At 36.3% G+C, this 26,600-nt stretch carries 29 protein-coding genes; 15 read left to right on the forward strand and 14 right to left on the reverse strand.

The window, feature by feature from the left end:
- The first annotated feature begins 62 nt into the window (after positions 1 to 62).
- Positions 63 to 449, forward strand: coding sequence for a hypothetical protein (locus ACFO7M_RS06325; RefSeq protein ID WP_379734659.1), 387 nt, complete (start codon positions 63 to 65; stop codon positions 447 to 449).
- Here ACFO7M_RS06325 and ACFO7M_RS06330 read toward each other — a convergent pair.
- The 7 genes from ACFO7M_RS06330 to ACFO7M_RS06360 all read right to left on the reverse strand — a co-directional run bounded on the left by ACFO7M_RS06330 (position 444) and on the right by ACFO7M_RS06360 (position 8,329).
- On the reverse strand, positions 444 to 890 hold the full coding sequence (locus ACFO7M_RS06330) for a FixH family protein (protein ID WP_379734661.1): 447 nt from the start codon (positions 888 to 890) through the stop codon (positions 444 to 446). The genes ACFO7M_RS06325 and ACFO7M_RS06330 overlap by 6 nt on opposite strands.
- Positions 891 to 929: 39 nt before the next feature.
- Entirely contained in the window at positions 930 to 2,345 is a 1,416-nt protein-coding gene (gene ccoG / locus ACFO7M_RS06335) for a cytochrome c oxidase accessory protein CcoG (RefSeq protein WP_379734721.1), read from the reverse strand.
- 11 nt (positions 2,346 to 2,356) lie between these two features.
- Positions 2,357 to 3,271 carry a cbb3-type cytochrome c oxidase N-terminal domain-containing protein gene (locus ACFO7M_RS06340; RefSeq protein WP_379734662.1) on the reverse strand — a complete coding sequence of 305 codons (915 nt, stop codon included), beginning with the start codon at positions 3,269 to 3,271 and terminating at the stop codon, positions 2,357 to 2,359.
- A gap of 11 nt (positions 3,272 to 3,282) precedes the next feature.
- Positions 3,283 to 3,474: a CcoQ/FixQ family Cbb3-type cytochrome c oxidase assembly chaperone gene (locus ACFO7M_RS06345; protein ID WP_379711863.1), complete on the reverse strand. Its 192-nt coding sequence runs from the start codon at positions 3,472 to 3,474 to the stop codon at positions 3,283 to 3,285.
- Positions 3,475 to 3,480: 6 nt separating this feature from the next.
- Positions 3,481 to 5,667 (reverse strand): cytochrome-c oxidase, cbb3-type subunit I, encoded by a 2,187-nt coding sequence (gene ccoN, locus ACFO7M_RS06350; RefSeq protein ID WP_379734664.1) that lies wholly within the window; start codon positions 5,665 to 5,667, stop codon positions 3,481 to 3,483.
- A 3-nt stretch (positions 5,668 to 5,670) separates the two neighbouring features.
- Entirely contained in the window at positions 5,671 to 5,862 is a 192-nt protein-coding gene (gene ccoS, locus ACFO7M_RS06355) for a cbb3-type cytochrome oxidase assembly protein CcoS (RefSeq protein WP_379734666.1), read from the reverse strand.
- Between the two features lie 88 nt (positions 5,863 to 5,950).
- Entirely contained in the window at positions 5,951 to 8,329 is a 2,379-nt protein-coding gene (locus ACFO7M_RS06360; protein ID WP_379734668.1) for a heavy metal translocating P-type ATPase metal-binding domain-containing protein, read from the reverse strand.
- Positions 8,330 to 8,428: 99 nt separating this feature from the next.
- Between ACFO7M_RS06360 and ACFO7M_RS06365 the strand changes: the two genes are divergently transcribed.
- The 3 genes from ACFO7M_RS06365 to ygiD all read left to right on the forward strand — a co-directional run bounded on the left by ACFO7M_RS06365 (position 8,429) and on the right by ygiD (position 10,587).
- Entirely contained in the window at positions 8,429 to 9,109 is a 681-nt protein-coding gene (locus ACFO7M_RS06365; RefSeq protein WP_379711855.1) for a Crp/Fnr family transcriptional regulator, read from the forward strand.
- A gap of 52 nt (positions 9,110 to 9,161) precedes the next feature.
- Complete coding sequence (locus tag ACFO7M_RS06370) at positions 9,162 to 9,698, forward strand: NADPH-dependent FMN reductase (protein WP_379734670.1); 537 nt, start codon at positions 9,162 to 9,164, stop codon at positions 9,696 to 9,698.
- A gap of 79 nt (positions 9,699 to 9,777) precedes the next feature.
- The gene (gene ygiD / locus ACFO7M_RS06375) at positions 9,778 to 10,587 is read left to right on the forward strand and encodes a 4,5-DOPA dioxygenase extradiol (RefSeq protein WP_379734672.1); all 810 of its coding nucleotides are present in this window, start codon (positions 9,778 to 9,780) and stop codon (positions 10,585 to 10,587) included.
- Positions 10,588 to 10,627: 40 nt separating this feature from the next.
- Here ygiD and ACFO7M_RS06380 read toward each other — a convergent pair whose 3' ends face one another.
- The 3 genes from ACFO7M_RS06380 to ACFO7M_RS06390 are packed head-to-tail and all read right to left on the reverse strand — an operon-like array spanning position 10,628 to position 12,108.
- On the reverse strand, positions 10,628 to 10,942 hold the full coding sequence (locus ACFO7M_RS06380) for a rhodanese-like domain-containing protein (RefSeq protein ID WP_379734674.1): 315 nt from the start codon (positions 10,940 to 10,942) through the stop codon (positions 10,628 to 10,630).
- A 27-nt stretch (positions 10,943 to 10,969) separates the two neighbouring features.
- Positions 10,970 to 11,581: a thioredoxin family protein gene (locus ACFO7M_RS06385; RefSeq protein WP_379734676.1), complete on the reverse strand. Its 612-nt coding sequence runs from the start codon at positions 11,579 to 11,581 to the stop codon at positions 10,970 to 10,972.
- A 5-nt stretch (positions 11,582 to 11,586) separates the two neighbouring features.
- Entirely contained in the window at positions 11,587 to 12,108 is a 522-nt protein-coding gene (locus tag ACFO7M_RS06390) for a TlpA family protein disulfide reductase (protein ID WP_379734678.1), read from the reverse strand.
- Positions 12,109 to 12,238: 130 nt separating this feature from the next.
- Between ACFO7M_RS06390 and ACFO7M_RS06395 the strand changes: the two genes are divergently transcribed.
- From ACFO7M_RS06395 to ACFO7M_RS06405, 3 genes are read left to right on the forward strand one after another with little or no spacing between them, the layout of a single operon-like run.
- Positions 12,239 to 12,691, forward strand: coding sequence for a MarR family winged helix-turn-helix transcriptional regulator (locus ACFO7M_RS06395; protein WP_379714972.1), 453 nt, complete (start codon positions 12,239 to 12,241; stop codon positions 12,689 to 12,691).
- A 4-nt stretch (positions 12,692 to 12,695) separates the two neighbouring features.
- Positions 12,696 to 13,328 (forward strand): NAD(P)H-dependent oxidoreductase, encoded by a 633-nt coding sequence (locus ACFO7M_RS06400; protein ID WP_379734679.1) that lies wholly within the window; start codon positions 12,696 to 12,698, stop codon positions 13,326 to 13,328.
- A 21-nt stretch (positions 13,329 to 13,349) separates the two neighbouring features.
- Positions 13,350 to 13,916: a YceI family protein gene (locus ACFO7M_RS06405; RefSeq protein WP_379711841.1), complete on the forward strand. Its 567-nt coding sequence runs from the start codon at positions 13,350 to 13,352 to the stop codon at positions 13,914 to 13,916.
- Between the two features lie 59 nt (positions 13,917 to 13,975).
- Here ACFO7M_RS06405 and ACFO7M_RS06410 read toward each other — a convergent pair whose 3' ends face one another.
- The 4 genes from ACFO7M_RS06410 to ACFO7M_RS06425 form a co-directional block, all read right to left on the reverse strand.
- Entirely contained in the window at positions 13,976 to 17,512 is a 3,537-nt protein-coding gene (locus tag ACFO7M_RS06410; protein ID WP_379734681.1) for a M1 family aminopeptidase, read from the reverse strand.
- Positions 17,505 to 18,401 (reverse strand): ABC transporter ATP-binding protein, encoded by an 897-nt coding sequence (locus tag ACFO7M_RS06415; protein WP_379734683.1) that lies wholly within the window; start codon positions 18,399 to 18,401, stop codon positions 17,505 to 17,507. The genes ACFO7M_RS06410 and ACFO7M_RS06415 overlap by 8 nt, the downstream gene beginning before the upstream one ends.
- 139 nt (positions 18,402 to 18,540) lie before the next feature.
- On the reverse strand, positions 18,541 to 18,747 hold the full coding sequence (locus tag ACFO7M_RS06420; RefSeq protein WP_379711835.1) for a helix-turn-helix domain-containing protein: 207 nt from the start codon (positions 18,745 to 18,747) through the stop codon (positions 18,541 to 18,543).
- Between the two features lie 3 nt (positions 18,748 to 18,750).
- On the reverse strand, positions 18,751 to 19,266 hold the full coding sequence (locus ACFO7M_RS06425; protein WP_379711833.1) for a DUF2975 domain-containing protein: 516 nt from the start codon (positions 19,264 to 19,266) through the stop codon (positions 18,751 to 18,753).
- 333 nt (positions 19,267 to 19,599) lie between these two features.
- Between ACFO7M_RS06425 and ACFO7M_RS06430 the strand changes: the two genes are divergently transcribed.
- The 8 genes from ACFO7M_RS06430 to trpA all read left to right on the forward strand — a co-directional run bounded on the left by ACFO7M_RS06430 (position 19,600) and on the right by trpA (position 26,409).
- Entirely contained in the window at positions 19,600 to 20,997 is a 1,398-nt protein-coding gene (locus ACFO7M_RS06430) for an anthranilate synthase component I family protein (protein ID WP_379734684.1), read from the forward strand.
- Between the two features lie 32 nt (positions 20,998 to 21,029).
- The gene (locus ACFO7M_RS06435; RefSeq protein WP_379734686.1) at positions 21,030 to 21,599 is read left to right on the forward strand and encodes an anthranilate synthase component II; all 570 of its coding nucleotides are present in this window, start codon (positions 21,030 to 21,032) and stop codon (positions 21,597 to 21,599) included.
- A 148-nt stretch (positions 21,600 to 21,747) separates the two neighbouring features.
- Positions 21,748 to 22,746, forward strand: coding sequence for an anthranilate phosphoribosyltransferase (gene trpD / locus ACFO7M_RS06440; protein WP_379734688.1), 999 nt, complete (start codon positions 21,748 to 21,750; stop codon positions 22,744 to 22,746).
- 3 nt (positions 22,747 to 22,749) lie between these two features.
- Entirely contained in the window at positions 22,750 to 22,914 is a 165-nt protein-coding gene (locus tag ACFO7M_RS06445; RefSeq protein ID WP_379711825.1) for a hypothetical protein, read from the forward strand.
- 117 nt (positions 22,915 to 23,031) lie between these two features.
- Positions 23,032 to 23,817, forward strand: coding sequence for an indole-3-glycerol phosphate synthase TrpC (gene trpC / locus ACFO7M_RS06450; protein WP_379734690.1), 786 nt, complete (start codon positions 23,032 to 23,034; stop codon positions 23,815 to 23,817).
- Between the two features lie 3 nt (positions 23,818 to 23,820).
- Positions 23,821 to 24,426, forward strand: coding sequence for a phosphoribosylanthranilate isomerase (locus ACFO7M_RS06455; protein ID WP_379734692.1), 606 nt, complete (start codon positions 23,821 to 23,823; stop codon positions 24,424 to 24,426).
- A complete protein-coding gene (trpB, locus tag ACFO7M_RS06460; RefSeq protein ID WP_379734694.1) occupies positions 24,410 to 25,591 on the forward strand; it encodes a tryptophan synthase subunit beta in 1,182 nt (393 codons plus the stop codon). The genes ACFO7M_RS06455 and trpB overlap by 17 nt, the downstream gene beginning before the upstream one ends.
- A gap of 56 nt (positions 25,592 to 25,647) precedes the next feature.
- Positions 25,648 to 26,409 carry a tryptophan synthase subunit alpha gene (gene trpA, locus ACFO7M_RS06465; protein ID WP_379734696.1) on the forward strand — a complete coding sequence of 254 codons (762 nt, stop codon included), beginning with the start codon at positions 25,648 to 25,650 and terminating at the stop codon, positions 26,407 to 26,409.
- Positions 26,410 to 26,600 lie beyond the last annotated feature (191 nt).

The following is a 26,600-nucleotide window of genomic DNA, read 5'->3' on the forward strand; positions in this document are numbered from 1 at the left end:
TGAGTTATGAGTTAGGAGTTATGAGTTATGAGTTATGAGTTAGGAGTTATGAGTTATGAGTTATGGGTTATGAGTTCAACCTTTTAGGTTCTAATTTCAACCTTTTAGGTTCTAATTTCAACCTTTTAGGCTCTAGTTTTAACCTTTTAGGTTCTAATTTTAACCTTTTAGTCTTTAATTTTAACCTTTTAGGTTCTAATTTTAACCTTTTAGGTTCTAATTTTAACCTTTTAGGCTTTAATTTTAACCTTTTAGGCTTTAATTTTAACCTTTTAGGCTTTAATTTTAACCTTTTAGGTTCTAATTTTAACCTTTTAGGTTCTAATTTTAACCTTTTAGGTTCTAATTTTAACCTTTTAGCTATTAATTATAACCTTTTAGGTAGTAATTATAGCCTTTTAGGTAGTAATTATAACCTATTACGCATTCGTATCAACCGTCAACTATAAATTAACGGTTTCTTTGTTGAGAAATTCTTTACCGTTATAGTTCCAATCGATGGTAATGTCCCAACGGCCGCCAGCCAACTTGGTTTTAGGTATGAGCAAATTGGAAGAAGATAACGATATTGGTATATCGAAATCTAATTGCTGGTTTGACGGCCGATAAAGAGACACTTTCCCTTGTATTTTATTCCAATCGAAAGATTTTGGAAAATGAATTTCCAGTCCTTCGGTTGTGTTTTTAACTGCTACTCTTTCGGATAAATCCATTGCATTTTGTTGTTTGTCCAACTGCGTTTGGAATCCGATTTCTTTTTTATAATAGTCTTCAGTGACCATTTCGTGGTCGTACTTTGCATCGCCCTGAACTTTCAGGACAAAATATAGAATGAATGTGATGAATAGTGCGAATGCCATCACGATTCCGGTGCTCCAATTTGCTCTCATATCCTGTTGTATTAAATGATTATCATTACCTCAACTCTTTTAATTAAAGTGTCTTGGTCCTAAGAAATTTGTGGTCGTCACTTCCAATAATCTGTTACCGTTATAGACTTCAATGGTCACTTCTGTTTTATCTCCTTGGAGAACAGCAGGATTCATTTCTATAAACAAAGTCCCTTGCGTGAGATTGTCTTTTTTGACTTTAATCTGTTGATTTCCTACTAATTTAATTACGCCTTTGGGGTCTACGATTTTAAAATGGATGTGATCAAAATCATTCATCGTTTTATTCACGATTTTATAGGTGAACACATTACTGATAGTATCCCCTTTGTATTCGTACAATTGCCCTGGCAAACGCAATACCGTTGCTTCCACATCATTTCGGAGGAACAACATTCCGAAGAATATCCCGGTCAGGATAAGCAATACCGCCGCATATCCTTTCATACGATTGGTAAACACAAACGTTTCTTTCTTTACAATTTCGTCTTCGCTGGCATACCGAATGAGATTAATGGGCAAGTCCACACTTTTCATGATACTGTTACACTCATCGATACAAGCGGTACAATTGATACACTCGAGTTGGACACCATTGCGAATATCGATTCCTGTGGGACAAACATTTACACATTGATGGCAATCGATACAATCCCCTTTACCAGAAGCCAATCGATCTTCTCCCTTTTTAAATTTCCCTCTACCCTTTTCGCCTTCACCACGCACATGATCGTACGCCACATTGATGGATTTAGTATCAAGTAACACTCCCTGCATTCGTCCGTAAGGACAAGCGATAATACACACCTGTTCCCGGAACCACGCATAAACAAAGTAGAAAACAGCGGTAAAAATGATTAAGGCGATTAGCGTACCGGTGTTATGAAACGGCCCTTGACGTACCATATCTAGAACATGATCGCTACCCACGATGTACGCCAGAAAGACATTGGCTATTAAGAACGATAGTAAAAAGAACAACAGATATTTTAAGGATTTCTTTCTGATTTTTTCAGTATTCCATTCCTGTTTATCCAATTTGATTTGCGCGCCTCGATCGCCTTCAATCCAGAATTCGATCCGGCGGAAAACCATTTCCATAAAAATAGTTTGCGGGCAGAACCATCCACAGAAGATGCGACCGAATGCGACTGTAAACAAAGCCAGACCAACAACGCCAATCACCATAGAAATTACCACCAAGTGAAAATCCTGAGGCCAGAACGGATTTCCGAAAATGGAAAACTTCCGTTCTAGAATATTGAATAAAAGGAACTGATTGCCGTTGATTGTAAGGAATGGAGACGTGAATAGAAACGCCAATAAGAAATAACTCAACCATTTTCTTCTTTCGTAGAGCTTTCCTTTAGGAATTTTAGCATAAATCCAAGCCCTTTTTCCTTCTTTATCGATTGTGGCTATTGAATCCCTAAAATCATCATTGGGTGATTGCATTGTCATTGTAATTATTTGGCTTTAACTGCGCTACCTCCTGATGCAGCGACATCATCTATCCATACTTCCCCTTCCGGCGCTTTGGCCTCTTTAGGATTTGATCCTTGTAGACTCAATACATAACTGGCCACTTTTTGAATTTCGGTAGGTTTAATTTGTTCCTTCCAGGCGATCATCCCTTTACCGGAACGTCCTCCTTCCATAATCGTATTGAATACATTTTTGATACCACCACCGTTAATCCATTCTTTATCCGTTAGATTGGGTCCAATAGCACCACCACCATCGGCACGGTGACACGCCACACAATTGGTTTGAAATATTGCCTTACCTGCATTAATACTAGAAGCATCTGTCAGCAAGGTTACTTTTTCCTTATCCATCAAATCGGGAGCCGTTTTACGATACTCTTCCACTTGAATCTTTGCCTCCGCCATTTCCTTGTCGAATTCAGCGGCTTGATTATCATGTCCCAAAAAATGGTATCGAGCCAGATAAACTCCTGAAAACAGAATGGTTATATAAAAAACACCCACCCACCATGGAGGAAGTACATTATCCAATTCTTGAATTCCATCGTAATTATGATGTAAAATCAGGTCATGTTCTTCTTCCACTTTGCGCGTACGCGTTAATTTGTGTACTAAACCTTTGTAGAATTGCGTTTCTGTGAAGGGTAGATTTTCTTCAATTTCCTTGGCTTTTCTTTGTTCTTCAGTTAACAAAGTATCCAAAATCGTATTCGTTGCTTTGAGTATCAATTCCATGGCCACTAAAAGCACTATAAAGATGACCAATACCAGGTTGAGTAAAGGGTACTTTATAAAAGCCGGTTTATCGCCTGAATCGATAAAGAACTCCATTGCCATGAAAAACAAAGCAAACAAAACCGGGATTCTCACATATATCGGAAACAATTTTTTCATAGGTCTAGCTATTATTTTAATGATTCATCGGTTGTACCTTCAGCAAATGGTAGGTTACCCAATTGTGTTATTTTTTCTTTATTGTACGTAAAGACCCAGCAATACAATCCCACAAAAAAGAAGAAAAAAATGAGTAATGATAGTATTGGATAAATTTCTATTCCGGAAATATTCTCCATGGTATGTTTTACAAACTTTAGCATGACATTCTATTTTTGAGTTTCTTTAATTTTGATATCAGTTCCTAATCGTTGCAGATAAGCAATTAAAGCGACAATTTCGCGGTCACGCATTGCAACAAACTCCTCTCCTCTTGCTTTTGCATTCTTTTCACTTTCCTTGTAACTCTTCACGAAATCGGGATCGTTTTTCAGATTGTTTTCGATAGTTTCTGATTGTTTGGCGATAGCCGTTTTGGCATTCTTGATATCATCATCAGTGTAAGGCACACCCAATGTTTGCATTACTCCCATTTTCTTTTCGATATCGGAATAGTTGGCCATTTTGTTATCAAACAACCATTTGTATCCCGGCATAATAGAGCCTGATGAAGTACTTTGCGGATCCCATAAGTGATTGAAATGCCAGTTGTCATTGTATTTACCTCCTACGCGCATCAAATCTGGACCAGTACGTTTAGAACCCCAAAGGAATGGGTGATCGTATACATATTCACCGGATTTAGAATATTCGCCATATCGAGCTACTTCCGAGCGGAAGGGACGAATCATTTGCGAGTGACACCCCACACAACCTTCACGGATATATAAGTCACGGCCTTCCAACTCCAGAGGAGTGTACGGTTTAACACTTGAAATCGTTGGGATATTGGATTTCACTACAATAGTGGGAACAATTTGAATCACACCCCCAATAAGAATGGCAATCGTAGCCAATAGCGTTAATTGAATTGGTTTTCTTTCCAACCATCCGTGGAATTTTTCCCCTTTTAATCGATACCGCGCTATTTTGGCAAGAGCCGGAGCTTCTGCTAATTCATCCTCAACTGCATTATTTTTACGCACGGTTTTATATACATTGTACCCCATTACCAGCATACCCAAAAGATACAATGTTCCTCCAATGGCACGCATGGCATACATTGGCATTATTTCCGAAACAGTTTCAAGGAAATTACCATACACCAAGGAGCCGTCGGGATTGAACTGTTTCCACATTTGCGCCTGAACGAAACCAGCCACATACATTGGCAATGCATATAAAATTATACCCAGAGTCGCAATCCAGAAATGGAAATTGGCCATTTTTTGTGAATAGATTTCTCCTTTAGTTAATCGTGGCAATAACCAATACACAATACCAAAAGTCATGAAACCATTCCAAGCCAAAGCTCCAACGTGAACGTGCGCAACAATCCAATCGGTAAAGTGAGCAATTGCATTGACATTTTTCAATGAAAGCATAGGACCTTCAAAAGTGGCCATACCGTAACCTGTAATGGCTACAACAAAGAATTTCAGTACTACATCGGTACGCACTTTATCCCAAACACCACGAAGCGTCAACAATCCGTTAATCATACCACCCCAAGAAGGCGCAATCAGCATTACAGAAAAAACCACCCCTAAATTTTGCGCCCAATCCGGCAAAGCGGAATACAACAAATGGTGAGGGCCAGCCCAGATATATAGAAATATTAAAGACCAAAAGTGAATAATAGACAAACGATACGAATACACCGGACGGTTAGCCGCTTTAGGCATATAATAATACATTAATCCAAGGAACGGAGTAGTCAAAAAGAACGCAACAGCATTGTGTCCGTACCACCATTGTACTAAAGCATCCTGAACACCCGCATATACCGAATACGATTTCAAACCGTTTACCGGCAAAGCCAAACTATTGAAAATATGAAGTACAGCAACGGTCACAAATGTGGCGATGTAAAACCAAATGGCCACATACAGATGACGCTCTCTTCGGCGTAAAATCGTCATGATCATATTGATTCCGAAAACTACCCATATCACTGCTATGGCGATATCTATTGGCCATTCCAGTTCTGCATACTCCTTTGAAGACGTATATCCTAATGGAAGAGAAATCGCTGCTGCCAAAATAATCAGCTGCCATCCCCAGAAATTAATATTGCTCATTACATCACTGAACATTCTGGTTTTTAGAAGCCTTTGAATCGAATAATAATACCCGGCAAACATGGCATTTCCTACGAAAGCGAAGATAACCGCGTTAGTGTGCAATGGACGAAGTCGTCCGTAGCTCAACCACGAAATACCGTCAGTAAGGTTTGGAAATAAATACATCGTAGCCAATAACAGCCCGACCAGCATTCCCACTACCCCAAAAACAATAGTCGCGTAAATGAACTTATTTACAATTTTGTTATCGTAATAAAACTGTTGCATTTCCATAATTTAGTTCTGATTTTCTGTTACTGATTTTGTTTGGGTTTTGTTTTGTTGTTTTAGCTCATCTTCAAAAAGCATTCTGACCGATGGCGTATAATCATCGTCAAACTGACCACTTCTAACCGCTCTGATGAAGATGTAGAGAAAAGTTATCGCCAGTACGATACTGATACAGATTAATAAATAAATGACACTCATACCTTGATTTTTATGAACCAAAATTAGCGTTGCCCTTTCGGATAAAATATGACTTTTATCATGCCGAAATAATTAAAATGCAGCGGTGTCAATTCCGCTTTTGGGCATAATAATTACTCATCAGCGTTACAAAACTTATAATTGTAACGGTACTCAATGGCATTATGATAGCGGCTACAATTGGCAATAAATTTCCGGTTACGGCGTAACTTAATCCAACGATGTTATACAGAAGTGACAATCCAAAGCTCCTATAAATAGTTTTCATTGCATTTTTGGTAAATCGCAGGAAATACCCAATTTTTGAAAATTGTGTAGCATCCAATATACCATCGCAGGCAGGTGAAAACACATTTACATTTTCTGAGATTGAAATCCCCACATTACTTTGTGTCAAAGCGCCGGCATCATTCAATCCATCGCCAACCATCATAACGTTTTTACCTTCCTTTTGAAGTTGCTCTATGAAGTGTAGTTTTTGCTCTGGTTTTTGGTTGAACACTAAAGTAGTCGCTTCCGGAAGCATCTTTTCTAGTATTTTGCGTTCTCCATCGTTATCTCCGGAGAGAACTACCAGGTTGTAATTCTTGGCTAAATTTTCAAAAAGTTGCTCCAATCCTTCTCGGTATTGGTTATTAAACACAAAACATCCTTTATACGTACCATCCATTTCAATATGCACTTTGGTTTTCTTGTGTGTGTTTTCGCTCATGTGTTCTAAAAACTGAGAAGAGCCCAACTTCACCAAGCGATTGTCTATTGTAGCATTTATACCTTTCCCAGTGATTTCTTCAAAACTGTTGATTTCAATGGTAGTCTGATTCGGAATAAACTCATATAATCTTCTACTCAAAGGATGATTTGAGGCTCTTACAACGCTCTTTATTAATAAAAGCTCATAGTCAGACAATTGTTCTCCTTCATACGAAATGGATGTCTTTTTATTGGTGGTAATTGTTCCCGTTTTATCAAAAACAATAGTATCTACTTTTGCTAGTTGCTCAATAACAGTAGCATTTTTTAAATATAGTTTTTGGTATCCCATGAGTCGAAGTACATTACCCAAAGTAAAAGGAGCCGTTAAAGCAAGAGCACAGGGACAGGCTACAATAAGAATTGCCGTAAAAACATTGAAAGCAATCGTAGTATCGATGAAAACCCAATAGCCGAAAGAAAGAAAAGCCAATAATAGCAGAGCTGGAGTAAAATAACGACTGATTGTATCTGTAATCGTTTTATAGTGCTGCTCTGATTTTTTCAGGAATGCTTCATTAGTCCATAACTGCGTAAGATAACTTTGTGACATCGAATGCAGTACTTCCATTTCAATTATATTTCCCAATTGTTTTCCACCAGCATAAACCTTTTCGCCAGATTTTTTATGAATTGCTACCGCTTCACCCGTCACGAAGCTATAATCAATAGAAGTTGCATTGGAAATTAATATTCCATCAACGGGTATCAACTCCTGATTACGGATTAACAATCGATCTCCTTTTTTTATATCATAAACTTGTATAGGAATTTCGGAACCGTCTTTATTTATTTTAGTAACCGCGATAGGGAAATAGGATTTGTAATCGCGCTCGAAAGAAAGGAAATCATACGTCTTCTGTTGAAATAATCGTCCCAAAAGCATAAAGAAAATGAGTCCGCACATGCTATCGAAAAAACCTTGTCCATGATCCAATACAATATCAATTGTACTTCTAATGAACATCACTACAATGCCCAATGCAATTGGAATATCGATATTGAGCACTTTTGATGTACAACTTTTCCAAGCCGAAACATAATAACCCGATGCCGAATAAAAAAAGGGAGGCAAAGCAAGTAAAAAAATCAACCAACGGAAAAAGCCTTTGTATTGCTCGATCCAAAACTCCCCTACTTCAAAATATTCGGGAAATGATAACAACATAATGTTCCCAAAAGAAAAAAAAGCAACCCCAATCTTATAGATCAGTGTTCTATCAATTTTCTGTTTTCTGTTTTCGTAATTCTCCAGACTGATGTAAGGTTCGTAACCTATTCTACACAACAATTCTACGACTTCCTTCAAACTAGTTGCATCGGAACGATAGAGAACGCGTACTTTTTTTTCATGAAAATTAACCTGTGAAGAAAAGATTGCGGGATTAAGTTTCTGTAAATTTTCCAATATCCAAATGCACGAACTACAATGAATGTGCGGAATGTATAATGAAACGACACTTGTATCTTCCTCTTGAAAATCGAGAAGTTTTGACACGATACTAGCATCATCAAGAAAATCGTACTTGCCTTTAATATCTAACGGTGTGGCTCCAGGGGAATTCTCAAAATCGTAATAACAACCTAAGTCGTTCAAACTGAAAATTTCATACACGGTTTTACAACCCATGCAACAAAACGCTTTCTCGTCAAAGAAAATCTCATTCCTTGATACAACAGCTGTTCCACAATGGTAACAATTCTGTTTTTCCATAATTTACTCATTTACCTTTGGCAAATTTCCTACTGCATGAATTTTCAAACTATGATATTTATCATACTTTAAATATATTTGTTATTCAAAATTTGCATAATGAATAAATGTGAGCAATGCATAGTAAGACAATTCAGTTCTTTAAAAGCTTTAAACAAAGACGAGCTTTTGAGAATGGCCAATTGTAAAACCTCCTACACCATAAAAAAAGGAGAACCTATTTTTGAGGAAGGAGAGATTACCAATGGAGTCTACTGCATCAAAGACGGCGTATGTAAAATGACCAAATTAAGTGCCAATGGAAAAGATCAAATTGTAAAATTGGTCAAACCCGGAGAATTACTTGGTCAACGTTCCATGATTAGTGATGAGCCAGCAAACCTTACCGCAGTTGCGCTCGAAGATATGGAAGTGTGTTTTGTACCAAAAAGTGAAATTTTACAATTTTTCAATCAGAACAATCAGTTTTCCATGAATATGATGAAAACCATTTGTGGCGATTTGAAAGATGCTGATGACCATATGGTTTCCATGGCACAGAAAACAGTAAAGGAACGAATGGCAGAAACCTTATTGTATTTGGAAGAAACCTTCGGAGTTAATGAAGATGGAAGTCTACGAATCCAATTGTCACGAGAAGAATTAGCCGGAATGATTGGTACTGCTACCGAAAGTTGCATTCGTCTTTTATCTGAATTCAACAAAAACGGATGGGTGGATTTGACCGGAAAGAAAATTACAATCAAAAATAAATCACAGCTCAAAAAGTTGTCAGAATAAAAGAAGCTCAGGCTTCTTTTTTTGTTAACTTTAGGAAAAAATAGAACGTATTATGAAAATAGTTGCCTTCGGAGCTTCCTACAGTAAACAATCCATTAATAAAAAATTAGCCGGTTTTGTGGCGCATCAATTTGAGAATACAGACATCGAAATTCTTGATTTGAACGATTATGTATTACCCGTTTTTTCGGTGGATGTTGAAAATGAAACTGGACATCCGGAAATTATTCAGGAGTTTATCAAAAAATTAGATAGTGCCGATTTGATTATCATTTCAATGGCCGAACATAACGGAAGCTATACAGCAGCCTTTAAAAATTTATTCGATTGGACCTCTCGCGTTAAATTGAATATGTTTGAAAATAAGAAATTGCTTTTACTCTCAACTTCTCCTGGAGGACGAGGCGCCGAAAGTTCATTAAAAACGGCTTTGGAGCGATTCCCGAGACATGGAGCAACCATTTTAAATTCCTATTCTTTACCTAATTTCCATCAAAATTTTGATGCAGAAAAAGGAATTGTTCAAGAAGAGAAAAAAGCACAACTTGTTGAGCTACTCAACCAAATCAAATCGGAATTACTTCACTAATGACCCGCAAGGAATTCTTAAAAATACTTGCTTTTTTCCATTAATAGGATATGCCATGAATCTAAGGGATTTAAACAAAATGACAGAAAGTTTTCAAAATCAGGACGGAATGAAAATGCCGATGCTGTTTTTGGGACATGGAAGTCCGATGAATGCTATTGAAGAAAATGAATTTGTGCAAGGATTTCGAAATATTGCCACAAAAATCCCCAAACCGAACGCTATTTTGTGTATTTCTGCACATTGGGAAACCAAAGGCACTTTGGTTACTGCCATGCAAAATCCACCAACCATTCACGATTTCGGTGGATTTCCCAAAGCTTTGTTTGATGTCCAATATCCTGCTCCTGGAAGTCCGGAATTGGCCAAAGAAACTCAAAAAATCATCACACAAACCCCAGTTGAATTGGATGATAAATGGGGATTAGATCACGGAGCATGGAGTGTAATCAAACACTTATATCCCAATGCCGATATTCCGGTGATTCAATTGAGTCTGGACTATTATAAGACGCCAAAAGAGCATTATGAATTAGCCAAAGAACTGGATATTTTACGCTATAGAGGTGTTTTAATCATTGGTAGCGGCAATATGGTACACAATTTAAGAATGATGGCTTGGGATCAACTTAATACAGATAATTACAGCTTCGATTGGGCATTGGAAGCCAGTACCAAAATGAAACAATTCATTCTGAATCATGAGCATCAAGAACTGATTCACTATAACAAACAAGGTAAAGCTTTTGAAATGGCGATTCCAACTCCAGAGCATTATCTACCTCTGCTTTATATTTTAGGAATAAAAGATGAAAAAGAAACCATAAGCTTATTCAATGACAAAGCTGTAGCCGGTTCTTTAACAATGACTTCATTAAAAGTTGGATAGTAAAAAAGCCTTGATAAATCAAGGCTTTTAATAGTAATTATTATTTCAATTCGCTAACTGGACCTTCCCATTCGGAAAAACCACCCATTAAATTGTAGGCGGTTTCAAATCCTAATTGATTCATGATGTTGCAAGCTTGAGCACTTCTTCCTCCTGCTTTGCAATACACATAATAATTTTTAGATTTATCCAATTCTTCTACTTGGTAAATGAAACCTTGACCTTTATAAATATCGATATTGATAGCTCCGGGAATAACTCCGTCAAGACATTCGTCCTCTGTTCTAACATCGAGAATAACGGCATTATCGTCTTTCTGAAGTTTAGTCCACCAATCTTCTTGTGTTAAATTCATAGCTTTTTAATTTATACTTCAAAAATACTATGCTTTTATCGAACATCCAATAGCTTTGGTTGTTTTTACTTCTATTTCTTTGCCTTCCAATAAAGAATTTACCGCATTTTCTACATACTTCACTTTTACCGCAGCAGCATCATTATAATTATCATCAATGGCTCCAATATATTTTACAACATTTCCTTCGTTTGTTTTTTGAAGCAAATAGACATGTGGCGTTTTGGTTGCTCCATATTGCGGATAAATTTTCTGACCTTCATCAAACAAATACGGAAAGGTAAATCCTTTTTCTTTGGCACGTTCTTTCATTAATTCAAAACTATCTTTTGGTTGTACCGCCGGATTATTTGGATTAATGGCAATAACCGGATATCCCAATGCTTTGTATTTCTTATCCAAAGCAATGATGCGATCTTCATAAGCCACAGCAAACGGACAGTGATTGCATGTAAAAACTACAATAAATCCTTTAGCATCTTTAAAATCCTTTAAGGATACATTCTTATCGTTGATGTTCTTCAGACTGAAATCGGTTGCCTTATCACCTACTTGATATCCTGTATTCAGTTTATTTAGGGTAAAAGCACTTAAACCTGCAAATAAAATGGTCAAAGCCAACAATTGTACTGTTTTCATAGTTGTTATTTTAAGATTGTTTTTAATTCATTTTCTAATTCTTCATAAGTAAAGGAACGTTCATAAAACTGACGTGCTTCTTTATTGTAAATTACAGTAGCAGGAATAGAACCTGACCATTCCTTTGCCACTTTTTCAATCCACGAATTCGCATCCGGATCATCCAAATGAATTACTTCCGATTGCAATTTCTTTTTAATCATAAAAGGAATTAAGTTGGTTTCGATTTTCTTTGGCATATCCAAACTCACTAAAATCACTTTTACATTCTTATCCTTATAATTTTTGTTCAACGTTTCAAAATGCGGTAATTCCTTTACACAAGGTAAACACCAAGTTGCCCAGAAATTAATGACATAGGTCGTATTGTCGTTTTTATTCAAAAACTCTTGCAGATTAGTGAAATTGTACGACTTTACTTCTACTCCATTAACAGTATATACCTTTAGTGGAACTGGCGTTTTCGATGCTGTCTGACCTAATACATTTAGTGACATCATCAACAATAGCAAAACAATGCTTCTCATACTTCTTCAATTAATACCCTAAAAATAGCTATTCAAAAACCGTAAAAAGAAAGATTAACAAAAATTTAATACACATTTGTATATACAAATAAAAAAAGTTCATACATTTGTACATACAAATTTCATAATGATGAAAATTGAAGACGAAATAAAAAGTACTGTGGAATTATCATTAGCAAAAAAAGTATTGCTAAATCTTTCCTATACCCGAAATGTGGTTGGCGATTGTTTTTTAGAAATCCTTAAGCCATATGATTTGTCGGGAGAACAATACAATGTATTACGTATATTAAGAGGTCAAAAAGGAAAACCGGCGAATATGGCCTGCATTCAAGAACGAATGGTGGCCAAAACAAGTAATACTACCCGATTGGTAGACAAATTATTAAACAAAGAATTAGTGATTCGAAAAGTGTGTCCTGATAACCGCAGAAAAATGGAAATTACGATTACCGACAAAGGTTTAGCTGTATTGGCTGAGTTAGATCCTAAAGTAATTGAACACGAAAATGCTTTTGCGGCAAAACTTTCGGCATCAGAATTGCTACAATTAAATGAATTATTAGAAAAATACAGAAGTTAAAAAAATGAGCAAATTTATAGAAAACCAGAATTGGCGTTATGCCACTAAGAAATTTGATGCAACCAAAAAAATTTCTACAGAAGATTTAGAAACATTAAAAGAAGCGATTCGATTGAGTACATCTTCTTATGGATTGCAACCTTACAAGGTGCTTATAATTGAAGATCCTGCAACAAGAGAAGCTTTAAAACCAGCATCTTGGAACCAATCTCAAATCACCGAAGCATCACAATTGGTGGTGTTCGCAAATTATACTAAATTAGACGAAACGCTAATTGATAATTATATCGAGAGAATAAGTAAAACAAGAGAAATCCCAACTGATGCTATTCAAGGTTATGGAGATTTCATGAAATCTAAAATTTTAGGATTAACTCCTGAACAACAAGCGGTTTGGACGTCAAAACAAACCTATCTTGCGCTTGGCAATCTTATCAATGCTGCTGCCGAATTAAAAATCGATGCAACTCCAATGGAAGGTTTTGAGCCAGAAAAATATAACGAAATCTTACAATTAAATGATTTAAATTTAAATGCTTCATTAGTGGCAACAATTGGTTACCGTCATGAAGAAGATGTAAATCAGCACGTTAAGAAAGTTCGTAAATCAAAAGAAGAATTATTTATCAATCTATAATTATATTAAATCAAATTAAACATGAGAAATTTAAAATCAATCGCTTTAGCATTAGTAGTGGCTTTAGGAACTTTAACTGCTACTGCTCAAACAACTAAAAAAGTAGACGCTTCAAAGAGTAAAGTACTTTGGTTAGCAAAAAAAGTAGGTGGTCAACACAATGGTGACGTAACTTTAAAAGAAGGTGCTTTAGTTTTCAACGGAAAAAAATTAGTAGGTGGTAACTTCGTAGTTGATATGACTACAATCAACACTACTGATTTACAAGGTGAATGGAAAGGAAAATTAGACGGACACTTAAAAAATGATGACTTCTTCGGTGTTGAAAAATTCCCAACGGCTACATTGGTTTTCAAATCAATTGGTGCAAAATCGAACAATACTTATACTGTAACTGCTGATTTGACTATCAAAGGAATTACTGCTCCTATTACTTTTGACATCGTAGCAAACAAAGGTGTTGCTAATGCAAAATTAATGGTTGATAGAACTAAATACGATATTAAATATGCTTCTAAAAACTTCGGAGCTTTAGCTGACAAAGCTATTGATGACGAATTTGAATTAAAAGTAAATTTAAAATACTAATCAAACTCAAATTTGACCCAAAAACAAGAAGCCAGCTTTACAGCTGGCTTTTTTACATTTTAATTGATTTGCTTCACATTATCTTCCAAAAAAGTATCCATTATCATCAATTTGGGGTCAATTTCGATCGATTCCGGTTTTGAACCCAATGTCATTCTTCCTTTTACTTTATTTCCAGAAATTGGGAATTTTTTAATGATTTGCTTACCGTTATTGTCGTAAAAAGCAACATCAAGTGTTTCATCATTTTTAATCATAGTTTGCTTTCCTTTTCCATCTTCACTGAATTTGGAAATACTGACTTCAAAAGTGATTTCATACCTACCATTTGAATTCATTTTAGTATGAACCGATTCAATTTTTGCCGAATACGTCACAATCTGTTTGAACAACTCATTAATCTTGGCATGCGTAGATTTTGGTGAAACCTTATTAATTTCATTTAGAAAATCACGTGTATCAGCTGCTTTTTTTGGATAAGCATAATGAATCATCAAATTCCGCAGTGCTTTATTGACATTCTTCTCTCCTATTAGCATACACAATTGATGCATGACAACCGTACCTTTGTTATAAGGCAAATGCGGTGTATCATAATGGGTTTTATACAATGGCATTTCGATTACAAAACTGCGGCTACTTAAATACAAATCTTGATGAATTCTTAGTGTTTCTAATGTACGTTCCCATCCGTGACGCTTTTGGTAAAGCATAATTTCGGTATACATTGCTAAAGTTTCTGTTAAGATATAGCCGCCTTCTTTTTCTTCCGGGTTGAACTGACAATTTCCCCACCACTGATGTGATAATTCATGGCCTGCCAATTGATTGATGATATCTTCTTTATCACCACGAGTAATGTCACTATAAAACCCAAAATTTTCTTTCATATAAATCGTAGATGGATATGCTGTGGCTGCGAAACCTTCGGCAAAAGCAGAAACTTCGGCATATCGAATCGTTTTGTAAGGATACGGCCCAAAATTCTTTTGGCAATAATCCAATGTTTTTTTAGTTGCCGAAATCAGTTCTCCGGTATTTCGTCCATGTCTTTGATCATAATAGATTTCAATTGAAACTCCTTTATAATATTCTTTTTTCATTTCATATTCGGCTGAAGAAAATGCAAAACGAAACGGCATTTTTCCATTGGATTTGTAATGAAAATAATTTCTTCCTTCTGATTTCCACTGGCTCATTAAATCGCCAACACCAACAACAATTTGCTCTTCAGAAGTAGAAACTACTGCATCAAAATCAATAAAATCATACGATTGTGTTTCTTTATCTTCCAATTTCCGGATGGGAGTTTCATCTGGCATATTGCGTTTTTTCCGTTCTTTGGAATTCGTCATTTCATTATCCGTTTGGTAACCCAATCGCGGATAATAATTACTAATACGCATGAACGAACCATTATCAATGATAGAATTGAATGGTGTATGACCTGTAAATGGCGACCAAGAGGAAAAGAACGAAAAACTTACTTTTGTACTCTGACCCGGTGATAGTGGAGTATTTAGTTTGTACCAAAAATGTCCGAATTGCTCCTCATTTGACACCAATTTTGCATTGAAAACAGTGATAGATTTCAATTTGACAGCATTGGTAACATACAAAAGTAAACTGTCAATTGGTTTTTCTGATTTATTAATCAGTTCATAGCTTCCTTCAACTTCATAGCGATTTTCATTTGGATATAAATCAACTTTTGTCTTTACCGAAGTGATGGTTGGTTGTATTAAATCTTCGTATTTTCTGTATTGTTTCTCATATTCTTGTTGCCAATCAAATTGTGCATCAGTTGTCAAATATTCACTTTTTATATTTACTTCGTAAAAAGTATAACTTCCAAAACCCAAAACGAACAAACAACCCAAAATCAATAGCATCTTCTGAAATAAATTCAGTTGTACATCTCTAAAAGTTTTGAGAACTGAAGCAGTTCTTTTCCATAAAATACTACCCAAAAACAGTAAAATAAGTGATATTCCGATGCAATAAAGCATTCTAATCAAGAAGGAAAAGGTATATTGACCAAAGCCATTCATATCAAAATAGTCCACTTTCAAAGTATCGGCAAAACGAAACAAAGGATAGGTTACTCCAATCATTTGACCAATTGATGTTGACAATACAATTGCTACAGTCGAAGCCACAATCAATCCCAAATAACGGTTTTGAATGACAGACTGAATCGTTACAACCAAAATAGAAATCAATACCATTGGTAATCCCAAAAAGTAATAAAGAGCGATGTACAAACCGAAATCAATTGGCGCATTATCATTTACCAACTGAAAAATCATTCCTATTCCAATACCCAATGTTATAAGCATAAAAGGTAAGGCAGAAAGTGCCATTAACTTGGCAATAAAAGTCATTCCAGGTTGGTGTGGTGTTGCTTTTTCCAGTGCCGAAATACCTACTGCTTCACTACGCCAAATGAGTTCGTTGCTATAAAACAGTAGAATCAGAATCATAATTATGGGCAAACGATCCATCAAAGTTGAAATCATTAAACCTGTGGTTGTGATACTTTCAGCCATGCGTCGGCCTCCATCGATTTCATCAGCAATTTCAATAGTTAGTAAACCCGAAAGCATAATTACAATTAATACAAAAGGAATTCCCCTGCAAATCAAAGCCAAATCAATTTTGACAAAACTTTTAATTATGCTTAAATTATGCTTTATCGTATGAAATTCAGTTTCAGGGAATAGTTGCTTTTTATCTATTTTAAAATCCTTTTTACTAGTTTTTGATGTTTTTTTAGCCTTTTCTTTTACTTTTCTGAAAGAAAACAATTGAAATGAAATAAATAAAACCATCAAAGCTATAGCTATCCATAAACTTCTGTTAAAGAGAATATTTCCTGACATCGAAACGATTTGCGTATTTTTTTGAGCAACTGTCCAATATCTGGTTTGTTCAAAATAGGCTGCCAAACCAAATGGATCAATTTTGGCCATCAGACTCATCGCTTCGGGAGTTGCCGGAGAAGCACCTGCAAAAATGGGCGAATTCGAAAATATCGATCCCACTACATACAAAATGTAAATAAACAAGCCTCCAACGTAAATCATCAGCTTACTTCTTGTTAGCCAAGCCAATGCCATTATTACTGACGCAATCAAAAAAACATTCGGAATGGCAAAGACCAAAAACGGAACCACATAGTCCATAATAGAAAAAGGTCCCATCTGTTGTGTTTCCGAAGGGAATAAATGGCCAATCATCACTCCCAACATTAGCATGGCATAAGACAAGCCGCTAATTATAAACACGGATAGAAAACGAGAAAACAGATAATTGAATTTAGAAACCGGAGTAGCATAAATAATAGCATCCAGTTTACTTTCACTGTCTTTCAATTGGGTCTGCGCCACCATGATCGTCATTGAAAAAATAAGTACCAAAGACATCATCCCAGTAAGATAACCAATAATGTAAGGCGAATTATGATTGGTGTTCGCGAAGGAAAAACTACCTCTTGTTGTCACAAAACCCAACAAAAACAACACTAGAAAAGTAGCGTAGAACAAAACATTTCGAGTATGGCAATGCCATTCGAACTGCAACATCTTTCTAAACATAGCATTCAATTTTAGTGTGATTTAACCTTAACTCATTGAAATAAACATCTTCCAATTCTGGAGATTTTAAAGAGAATCCAGAATTTAAATCTTCTTCAGAAAACACATTGACCTGAATTTTACCAGCATACAAACGGGTGGAAATCACTTTGTATTCCGTTTTTAATGCTTCAAGGTGTGACTTTTCAACGGTTTTCGTCCAAATTTTACCTTTCAGTGATGCAATAGTTTGAAAAGGATTGCCTTCAACAACTATTTTTCCATTCACTAAAACTGCCATTTTTGTACATAAATCACGAACGTCGTCCACGATATGAGTGGAAAAAATCACAATCTTATCCTCCCCTATTTCACTCAGCAAATTATTAAAACGGTTGCGTTCTTCAGGATCCAAACCGGCTGTAGGCTCATCGACAATAATAATCTTCGGATTTCCCAATAATGCTTGTGCAATACCAAAACGTTGGCGCATTCCGCCTGAAAAAGTATGCACCGCTTTGTCTTTATGCGGCAGTAAATTGGTTTGCTGTAACAAAAAAAGAATTTGTTCATGACGCTCTTTTTTATTCAGAATGCCTTTCAATACTGCTAAATGTTCCAACAATTTATAGGCCGATATTTTAGGATACACACCGAATTCCTGAGGCAGATATCCTAAACATTGACGGATAGAATCCGGATTCTGAAGAATATCCACACCATTGAATTCAATTGTTCCATTATCTGGTAATTGTAAACCTGCAATGGTTCTCATAAAAGAGGATTTACCTGCACCGTTTGGCCCTAATAAGCCAAACATTCCGTTGCTGATTTCAAGCGAAAGACCATCAATCGCTTTTACTCCATTTCCATATGTTTTATGGAGATTTTTGATTACTAAACTGTTCATTTTGATTGATTATTGATGATTATTGATGATTATTGATGATTATTGATTAAAAATTACATACTTATTTCATGAGAAATTAAGGCAAAAGAATCCCTGTCGGTCAAAAAAACCGATACTTTAAATCCAATCTGCTAAAAAATTATTCGCTGGTATATTCTAAAACATCTCCAGGCTGACAATCCAAGGCTTTACAAATCGCTTCAAGGGTTTCAAACCGGATACCTTTTGCCTTTCCCGTCTTCAGAATTGATAAATTAGCTGGAGTAATTCCAAGAATTTCTGCCAATTCCTTCGATTGCATTTTACGCTTAGCCAGCATTACATCTACATTTACTATAATTGGCATACTTTAAATATATAAGTCCTGTTCGTTTTGCAAATTCACACCCTGTTGAAAAATAGCAGCCATAAAAAAGATGAAAACCCCCATTATTGCATGTGCAACAATCATAGCAAAAAACGGAAAATCTTCAATACTAAAAAGTGACCAGATCACTATTGCAACAGGATACAATACTAAATTGAATCGATAAAACTGTTTTAAATTTTTCAATCCGGCATTAGTAAACAAACGTTCCTGCTTAAACGTTTTAAACACACTTCCCAATACCCAAAAAAACAAACCATAAAGCAATAAACCCAATACCATTTCTGCCACATAAGCAACAGTATATTCTGATCCCAAAAGAAAATGACGGGATGAAAAAGGAAAGTTAATAGCAAAGCGATTCTTCTCCATGATTTCGAAAAAAGGTCCAGCAAAAACACAGTTTATCAAGGCATAAATTGCCGTAATTAAATAAAAAACAGCTGCAATTCTTACAATTACAAATAAAAAAGAAGCGATAACACGGACGAGTTTCATTGGTTCTCAATTTAAATATTCAAAGCAAATGTAATAATTAATTATCGTAAAACAATAATTTTTTATCTTATTTATATAATTCAAGTAGAACACATCATTCAGCCTTATATTTTTTTTATAAAAAAACTTGCATATTCAAAAATCATTTCTATAAATTTGTACCGTTACATAACAACAACAAAATGAACAACATTTTAAACAATACTTGGTGGTGGAATTACTTACGTCGAAAATCGTGAGCGAATCCTCCTATCTGTATTTTTAAAAACCAAAATAGATAAAAAGGCTTGTCAATCACGACAAGCCTTTTTTTATTCTCAAAACTAAAACATTATGAAATATAAATTACATACTTACCACAAACAAATTCTTGCCGATACCATTACGCCGGTAAGTATTTATTTGAAAATACGCGACAAATTCCCGAATAGTCTTTTGCTTGAAAGTAATGACTATCATAGCAATGAGAATAGTTTTTCGTATATCTGCTGCAATCCGATGGCTAGTATAAAAATCGAAAACGAAAGCATTTCTGTGACACTTCCTGATGGAAGCACAACTATGAAACAAATTGAAAACCAAACCAATGTTACAGAAAGCATTCTGGAATTTGCTTCGCGTTTTGAAACCGAAAGAAATGATTTTAAATTCATAACCAATGGTTTATTCGGGTTTACCAGTTATGATGCTGTGCGTTATTTCGAAAAAGTAAGCATTACCAAAAGAAGCAGCGATTTACAAATTCCGGATCTGTATTATGCTGTTTATCAAAACATCATTGCCATTAATCATTTCAAAAATGAAGCGTATATATTCTGCCATAGCATTAACAATCAGAATAACATTGCAGAAATAGAACAATTAATCCAATCTAAAAATTTCGCTTCCTATTCGTTTGTCAAAGAAGGTGAATCTGTTTCCAATTTAACCGATGCAGATTTCAAAAGCAATGTTGCTTTAGCCAAAAAGCATTGTCAAAGAGGCGATGTATTCCAGTTGGTATTATCCAGACGCTTTACACAAGGTTTCAAAGGCGATGAGTTCAATGTATACCGAGCTTTACGAAGCATCAACCCTTCTCCGTATTTATTCTTTTTCGATTATGGCAATTTCAAAATCATGGGATCATCACCTGAGGCACAATTAGTCATCAACAACAGAAAAGCTGAAATTCATCCCATAGCAGGAACCTTCAAACGAACGGGAAATGATGAACAAGATGCTATTTTGGCCAAACAATTATCTGAAGATCCAAAAGAAAACAGCGAACACATCATGTTAGTTGACTTAGCAAGAAACGATTTAAGTAGAAACGGACATCATGTAGAAGTGGAGAAATACAGAGAAGTACAATTCTTTTCCCATGTGATTCATTTGGTTTCCAAAGTGAGCAGTCAATTGCATGAGAACACCTCAACAATGCAAGTGGTAGCCAATACATTTCCAGCAGGAACACTTTCCGGAGCACCAAAACACAACGCTTTACAACTCATTGAATCGATTGAAAACACCAACCGAAATTTCTATGGAGGAGCGATTGGTTTTATGGATTTTGATGGTAATTTTAACCACGCCATCATGATTCGCACCTTTTTGAGTAAAAATCATCAGTTGCATTATCAAGCAGGAGCTGGAATAGTTGTCGATTCGAGTGAAGAAAGCGAAATGCAGGAAGTATATAATAAGCTGGGCGCATTGAACAAAGCTTTAGAATTAGCGGAAACCATTTAGTAATTAGTTACAGTAACAAAACGAGTAAAAAAATGAAAAAAATAGTAGTCATAGACAATTACGATAGCTTCACTTATAATTTAGTGCATTATCTAGAAGATTTAAACTGTGAAGTTACCGTTTTCCGTAATGATGAATTTTATATTGATGAACTGAAATCTTTTGATAAAATCTTGTTATCGCCAGGACCGGGAATTCCTGATGAAGCAGGTTTACTAAAAGAAGTCATTAAAACCTACGCTCCTACCAAAAGTATCCTTGGTGTTTGTCTTGGCCAACAAGCCATTGGAGAAGTATTTGGTGGAAGTTTACTCAACCTTGAAAAAGTCTATCATGGTGTGGCAACCAAAGTCAGTATCACCGTTCCCGATGAAGTACTTTTCCAAGGTTTAGACAACGAAATCGAAGTGGGACGCTATCATTCGTGGGTAGTTTCCAAAGTCAATTTTCCAGAAACACTTGAAATCACTTCGGTAGATGGCAACGGAGAAATTATGTCATTACGACATAAAACCTTCGATGTGAGAGGTGTGCAATACCACCCGGAAAGCGTTCTTACACCCGATGGGAAGCAAATTCTGCAGAATTGGGTTAATTCTTGAGTCCATAGTAGTTAGTACTAAGTCCATAGTAGTTAGTACTCAGTCAAATTGACTAGCAATTAGCGAAACATAATTAAAATAATAATTAAGGATAGTAAAATTACTAGCCCTGGGCTTTTACATCCTTACACTAAACACCAAAACAACGATGAAAACGATATTAAACCGATTAATCCAACACGAAACGCTGACTAAGGAAGAAGCGAAGCAGACATTGGTCAACATTTCCAACGGGCACTACAATCCGGCGCAGATTGCCAGTTTTTTAACCGTTTACATGATGCGAAGCATTACCATTGAAGAACTTGCTGGATTTAGAGAAGCCTTACTAGAACTTTGCGTAGCAATCAATTTGTCGGATTACAATACGATTGATTTATGCGGAACCGGGGGTGATGGAAAAAACACCTTCAATATTTCTACATTGGCATCATTTGTAGCGGCAGGAGCCGGAATACAAGTGGCCAAGCACGGTAATTACGGCGTTTCTTCCATATCCGGATCGAGCAATGTTATGGAAAGTTTAGGTGTTCAATTCAGTAACGACAGTGATTTCCTTAGAAAGTGCATGGACGAAGCCGGGATCTGTGTATTGCATGCTCCCCTCTTCCATCCTGCGATGAAAAACGTAGCACCAATACGTAAAGAATTGGCAGTAAAAACCTTTTTCAACATGTTAGGACCGATGGTGAATCCAAGTTTCCCAAAGCATCAGTTGGTAGGCGTATTCAGTTTAGAATTGGCACGAATGTATGCGTATTTGTATCAAAACACAGCCACCAACTTCACTATTCTACACAGTTTGGATGGGTACGATGAGATTTCATTGACTGGAACTACCAAAATCATCTCCAAAAACTATGAACAATTATTGAAACCGGAAGACTTTCAGTTGAAAAAATTGGAGGAAAATGACATTTTAGGCGGAATAACCGTTGAGAAATCGGCAGCACTCTTTTTGGATATCTTATCAGGAAAAGGCACCGAAGCCCAAAACAATGTGGTTTGCGCCAATGCAGGAATGGCTATTGCTACGGTCAAAAACATTCCGATAACGGAAGGAATTGCATTAGCAAAGGAAAGTCTGCTAAGTGGAAAAGCACTGGAGAAATTGAAGAAGTTACAGCAGTTAAGTTATAAATTATAAGTTATGAATTATGAGTTATACGTTTTGATGGCTCCACAACAGGCAACAGAGGTTCAACAAGCGGCAACATTGGTTCCACAACAGACACTAGAGGCTCCACAAGCGGTAACATTGGCTCCACAACAGGAAACAGAGGCTCCACAAGCGGCACTATTGATTCCACAATAGGCAACAGAGGCTCCACAAGCAGCAATATTGATTCCACAACAGGCAACAGAGGCTCCACAAGCGGCAATATTGGCTCAACAAACAACAGTGAATACTACTATTTAAAAAAAAGACATCATGACCATACTAGATACAATAATAGCAGATAAAAAGAGAGAAGTTCAACTCAAGAAACAGCTGATTCCGGTTGCACAATTGGAAAATTCGGTACTTTTTGGGGCGAGAACACAATCGTTAAGCAAAAACCTACGTCATAATTTGATTGGAATAATCGCCGAGCACAAGCGTCGTTCACCGTCGAAGTCGGTAATTAATAATGCGTTTTCGGTAGAAGAAGTCGTTATTGGCTATCAGAATGCCGGTGCATCGGGGATATCCGTATTGACAGATGGAAAATATTTTGGAGGCTCATTAGACGATTTGCTTTTAGCCAAAGCCTCGGTAACCATTCCTTTATTGCGAAAAGAATTCATTGTTGATGAATATCAAATTTTAGAAGCCAAAGCCCATGGAGCCGATGCTATTTTATTGATTGCATCAGTTTTAACCAGAGCGGAGATTAAGCATTTGTCAGAATTTGCCCAATCGCTAGGTTTAGAAGTACTATTGGAAGTCCACAATAGAGAAGAACTTGAAAAATCCATTATGTCAAGTTTGGATATGATTGGTGTTAACAACCGCAGTTTGAAAACCTTTGAAGTCAGTTTGGATACCAGCAAACAACTTGCTGCATATATTCCGGATGAATTTGTAAAAGTATCGGAAAGCGGAATCCATTCGACCAGTGCCATTTCCGAATTACAACCCTTCGGCTACCAAGGCTTCTTGATAGGCGAGCATTTCATGAAAACCGAAAACCCAGCAAAAGCAGCGAAAGAATTCATAACCGTTTTAATTTCCTAAGCCATGAAAGTAAAAGTATGTGGTATGAAATACGAAAAAAACATTCAGGAGGTAGCGCAGTTAAAGCCTGATTACATGGGTTTTATCTTTTACGAAAAATCGCCCCGATATTTTGACGGATACCTTCCCATTCTGCCAGCAACGACACAAAAAATTGGCGTTTTTGTAGATGCCTATTTGGATGATATTTTAGACAAAGTACGTCGCTACAATTTGCAATATGTTCAGTTACATGGTAAGGAGACACCCGATTTTTGTAGGCTATTTCAACAAACCGAGGTAAAAGTCATCAAAGTCTTTTCGGTAGATGACACTTTCGATTTTGAAGTCCTCATGCCCTATGAAAACGTATGCGATTACTTTCTGTTTGATACCAAAGGCAGCAACCACGGCGGTAATGGCATTCCATTCAATTGGCAAATCTTAGAAAAATATCCATCGGCGAAACCCTTTTTTTTGAGTGGAGGCATTGGAATTGAAGATATTAAAGTCATACAAGCGATGCCCATACCTATACATGCGATAGACGTGAATAGCAAATTCGAAATTGAACCAGGATTAAAAAACACACCACTTTTAAAACAATTACAAAATGAAATATCAAGTTAATGAAAAAGGATTTTATGGAGAATTCGGGGGTGCCTTTATACCCGAAATGCTTTATCCTAACGTAGAAGAGTTGCGTGAACAGTACCTTGAAATTATTGCGAAACCGGATTTTCAGGAGGAATTCCAACAATTATTAAAAGATTATGTGGGAAGGCCTACTCCACTCTATTTTGCAGAACGTTTATCCTCCAAATACCATACAAAAATCTATTTAAAGAGAGAAGATTTATGCCATACCGGAGCACATAAAATCAACAACACCATTGGACAGATATTATTGGCTAAGCGATTGGGGAAAACCCGTATTATAGCCGAAACAGGAGCCGGTCAGCATGGTGTGGCCACAGCTACAGTATGCGCTTTGATGGGATTGCAATGTATTGTTTATATGGGAGCAGTAGACATAGAACGCCAAGCACCCAATGTAGCACGAATGAAAATGTTAGGCGCTGAAGTACGTCCCGCCACATCAGGCTCAAAAACCCTAAAAGATGCAACCAACGAAGCCATTAGAGATTGGATTAACAATCCGATTAATACCTTTTATATCATCGGTTCGGTGGTTGGCCCACATCCTTATCCCGACATGGTTGCTAAGTTCCAAAGCATCATATCTGAGGAAATCAAGGCCCAATTGCAAGAAAAAGAAGGCAAAGAAAACCCAGATTATGTTATTGCCTGTGTGGGTGGAGGCAGCAATGCGGCAGGTGCCTTTTATCATTTTTTGGATGAAGAAAAAGTACAGCTAATTGCAGTAGAAGCGGCAGGAAAAGGTATAAACACAGGAGAAAGTGCGGCTACTTCGGTACTTGGTAAAATAGGAATTATCCATGGAAGCAAGACATTATTGATGCAATCCAAAGATGGGCAGATTACCGAGCCGTATTCTATTTCGGCAGGATTGGATTATCCCGGCGTTGGTCCGTTACATGCTCATCTGCACGCAACAGCAAGAGCACAATTTATAGCTATAACCGATGCAGAAGCTATGGAAGCCGGTTTGAATTTATGCAAAACAGAAGGTATTATACCGGCAATCGAAAGTTCGCATGCTTTGGCGGTACTTGATCAGCAACAATTCAAAGAAAATGACATTGTGGTCATCAACTTATCCGGTCGAGGTGACAAAGATTTGAATACCTATATCAACTATTTTGGTTTTTGAATTCACCCAAGAAGCACATGAAGATCTAGTAATTATTACAGCAAAACAACTCAAAGATGAACCGAATACAAACCCAACTACAAGAAGAAAAAAAGCTACTTTCTGTCTATTTTACGGCAGGATATCCTAACCTCAACGACACTGTACCTATCTTAGAAACCCTAGAAAAAAGCGGCGTTAATATGATTGAGATTGGATTGCCTTTCAGTGATCCTTTAGCCGATGGCCCCACCATACAAGAAAGTTCCACTATTGCATTAAAGAATGGAATGACCACAAAATTGCTTTTTGAGCAACTGGAAAACATTCGCGAAACGGTGACAATTCCATTAATCATAATGGGGTATTTCAATCCGATTTTACAATTTGGAATTGAAGAATTTTGTCAAAAATGTGCCCAAGTTGGCATCGATGGATTGATTATTCCAGATCTTCCAATGGCAACATTTGAGAACGAATACAAGGCCATATTTGAGCACTATAAACTTAAAAACATATTCTTGATTACACCACAAACTTCTGAGGAACGCATTCGAAAAATTGATCAAGAATCGGATAGTTTTATCTATATGGTAAGTAGTTCGAGTACTACCGGAAGCCAACAAATTTTCGATGTAAAACAACAAAATTACTTTGAAAGAATAGCCAAAATGGAACTTAAAAATCCTCAGATTACAGGCTTCGGAATCTCCAATTCAGCCACTTTCCTACAAGCAACACAACATCAAAAAGGCGCCATTATAGGAAGTGCTTTCATTAAATTCATACAAAACAACAGTATAGAAACCATTCCGGAATTCATTAAAACTATAATTTAAATAATTCTTACAAAACCACTGAAAACAAAACCATTAACCTTCTACTATCAATTTTATCGATAGTACTAAAAATCACTCTTTTCACGATAAAAAGAGTGATTTTTTTCATTCTTACAAAGTTGTTAAAGAAAAGTTAAATTGAATTTAAACAAACGTTTAATTTAAACAAGTGTTTAAATTTGTATCCGATT

The sequence above is a fragment of the Flavobacterium sp. GCM10023249 genome (genome assembly GCF_042653365.1).
In the GTDB taxonomy this organism is placed as follows: Bacteria; Bacteroidota; Bacteroidia; order Flavobacteriales; family Flavobacteriaceae; genus Flavobacterium.

Bases quoted from the DNA above. Each gene is read 5' to 3' on its own strand.
- ACFO7M_RS06325 (WP_379734659.1), top strand. From the start codon at position 63: ATGGGTTATGAGTTCAACCTTTTAGGTTCTAATTTCAACCTTTTAGGT.
- ACFO7M_RS06330 (WP_379734661.1), bottom strand. From the start codon at position 890: ATGAGAGCAAATTGGAGCACCGGAATCGTGATGGCATTCGCACTATTC.
- ccoG (WP_379734721.1), bottom strand. From the start codon at position 2,345: ATGCAATCACCCAATGATGATTTTAGGGATTCAATAGCCACAATCGAT.
- ACFO7M_RS06340 (WP_379734662.1), bottom strand. From the start codon at position 3,271: ATGAAAAAATTGTTTCCGATATATGTGAGAATCCCGGTTTTGTTTGCT.
- ACFO7M_RS06345 (WP_379711863.1), bottom strand. From the start codon at position 3,474: ATGCTAAAGTTTGTAAAACATACCATGGAGAATATTTCCGGAATAGAA.
- ccoN (WP_379734664.1), bottom strand. From the start codon at position 5,667: ATGGAAATGCAACAGTTTTATTACGATAACAAAATTGTAAATAAGTTC.
- ccoS (WP_379734666.1), bottom strand. From the start codon at position 5,862: ATGAGTGTCATTTATTTATTAATCTGTATCAGTATCGTACTGGCGATA.
- ACFO7M_RS06360 (WP_379734668.1), bottom strand. From the start codon at position 8,329: ATGGAAAAACAGAATTGTTACCATTGTGGAACAGCTGTTGTATCAAGG.
- ACFO7M_RS06365 (WP_379711855.1), top strand. From the start codon at position 8,429: ATGAATAAATGTGAGCAATGCATAGTAAGACAATTCAGTTCTTTAAAA.
- ACFO7M_RS06370 (WP_379734670.1), top strand. From the start codon at position 9,162: ATGAAAATAGTTGCCTTCGGAGCTTCCTACAGTAAACAATCCATTAAT.
- ygiD (WP_379734672.1), top strand. From the start codon at position 9,778: ATGACAGAAAGTTTTCAAAATCAGGACGGAATGAAAATGCCGATGCTG.
- ACFO7M_RS06380 (WP_379734674.1), bottom strand. From the start codon at position 10,942: ATGAATTTAACACAAGAAGATTGGTGGACTAAACTTCAGAAAGACGAT.
- ACFO7M_RS06385 (WP_379734676.1), bottom strand. From the start codon at position 11,581: ATGAAAACAGTACAATTGTTGGCTTTGACCATTTTATTTGCAGGTTTA.
- ACFO7M_RS06390 (WP_379734678.1), bottom strand. From the start codon at position 12,108: ATGAGAAGCATTGTTTTGCTATTGTTGATGATGTCACTAAATGTATTA.
- ACFO7M_RS06395 (WP_379714972.1), top strand. From the start codon at position 12,239: ATGAAAATTGAAGACGAAATAAAAAGTACTGTGGAATTATCATTAGCA.
- ACFO7M_RS06400 (WP_379734679.1), top strand. From the start codon at position 12,696: ATGAGCAAATTTATAGAAAACCAGAATTGGCGTTATGCCACTAAGAAA.
- ACFO7M_RS06405 (WP_379711841.1), top strand. From the start codon at position 13,350: ATGAGAAATTTAAAATCAATCGCTTTAGCATTAGTAGTGGCTTTAGGA.
- ACFO7M_RS06410 (WP_379734681.1), bottom strand. From the start codon at position 17,512: ATGTTTAGAAAGATGTTGCAGTTCGAATGGCATTGCCATACTCGAAAT.
- ACFO7M_RS06415 (WP_379734683.1), bottom strand. From the start codon at position 18,401: ATGAACAGTTTAGTAATCAAAAATCTCCATAAAACATATGGAAATGGA.
- ACFO7M_RS06420 (WP_379711835.1), bottom strand. From the start codon at position 18,747: ATGCCAATTATAGTAAATGTAGATGTAATGCTGGCTAAGCGTAAAATG.
- ACFO7M_RS06425 (WP_379711833.1), bottom strand. From the start codon at position 19,266: ATGAAACTCGTCCGTGTTATCGCTTCTTTTTTATTTGTAATTGTAAGA.
- ACFO7M_RS06430 (WP_379734684.1), top strand. From the start codon at position 19,600: ATGAAATATAAATTACATACTTACCACAAACAAATTCTTGCCGATACC.
- ACFO7M_RS06435 (WP_379734686.1), top strand. From the start codon at position 21,030: ATGAAAAAAATAGTAGTCATAGACAATTACGATAGCTTCACTTATAAT.
- trpD (WP_379734688.1), top strand. From the start codon at position 21,748: ATGAAAACGATATTAAACCGATTAATCCAACACGAAACGCTGACTAAG.
- ACFO7M_RS06445 (WP_379711825.1), top strand. From the start codon at position 22,750: ATGAATTATGAGTTATACGTTTTGATGGCTCCACAACAGGCAACAGAG.
- trpC (WP_379734690.1), top strand. From the start codon at position 23,032: ATGACCATACTAGATACAATAATAGCAGATAAAAAGAGAGAAGTTCAA.
- ACFO7M_RS06455 (WP_379734692.1), top strand. From the start codon at position 23,821: ATGAAAGTAAAAGTATGTGGTATGAAATACGAAAAAAACATTCAGGAG.
- trpB (WP_379734694.1), top strand. From the start codon at position 24,410: ATGAAATATCAAGTTAATGAAAAAGGATTTTATGGAGAATTCGGGGGT.
- trpA (WP_379734696.1), top strand. From the start codon at position 25,648: ATGAACCGAATACAAACCCAACTACAAGAAGAAAAAAAGCTACTTTCT.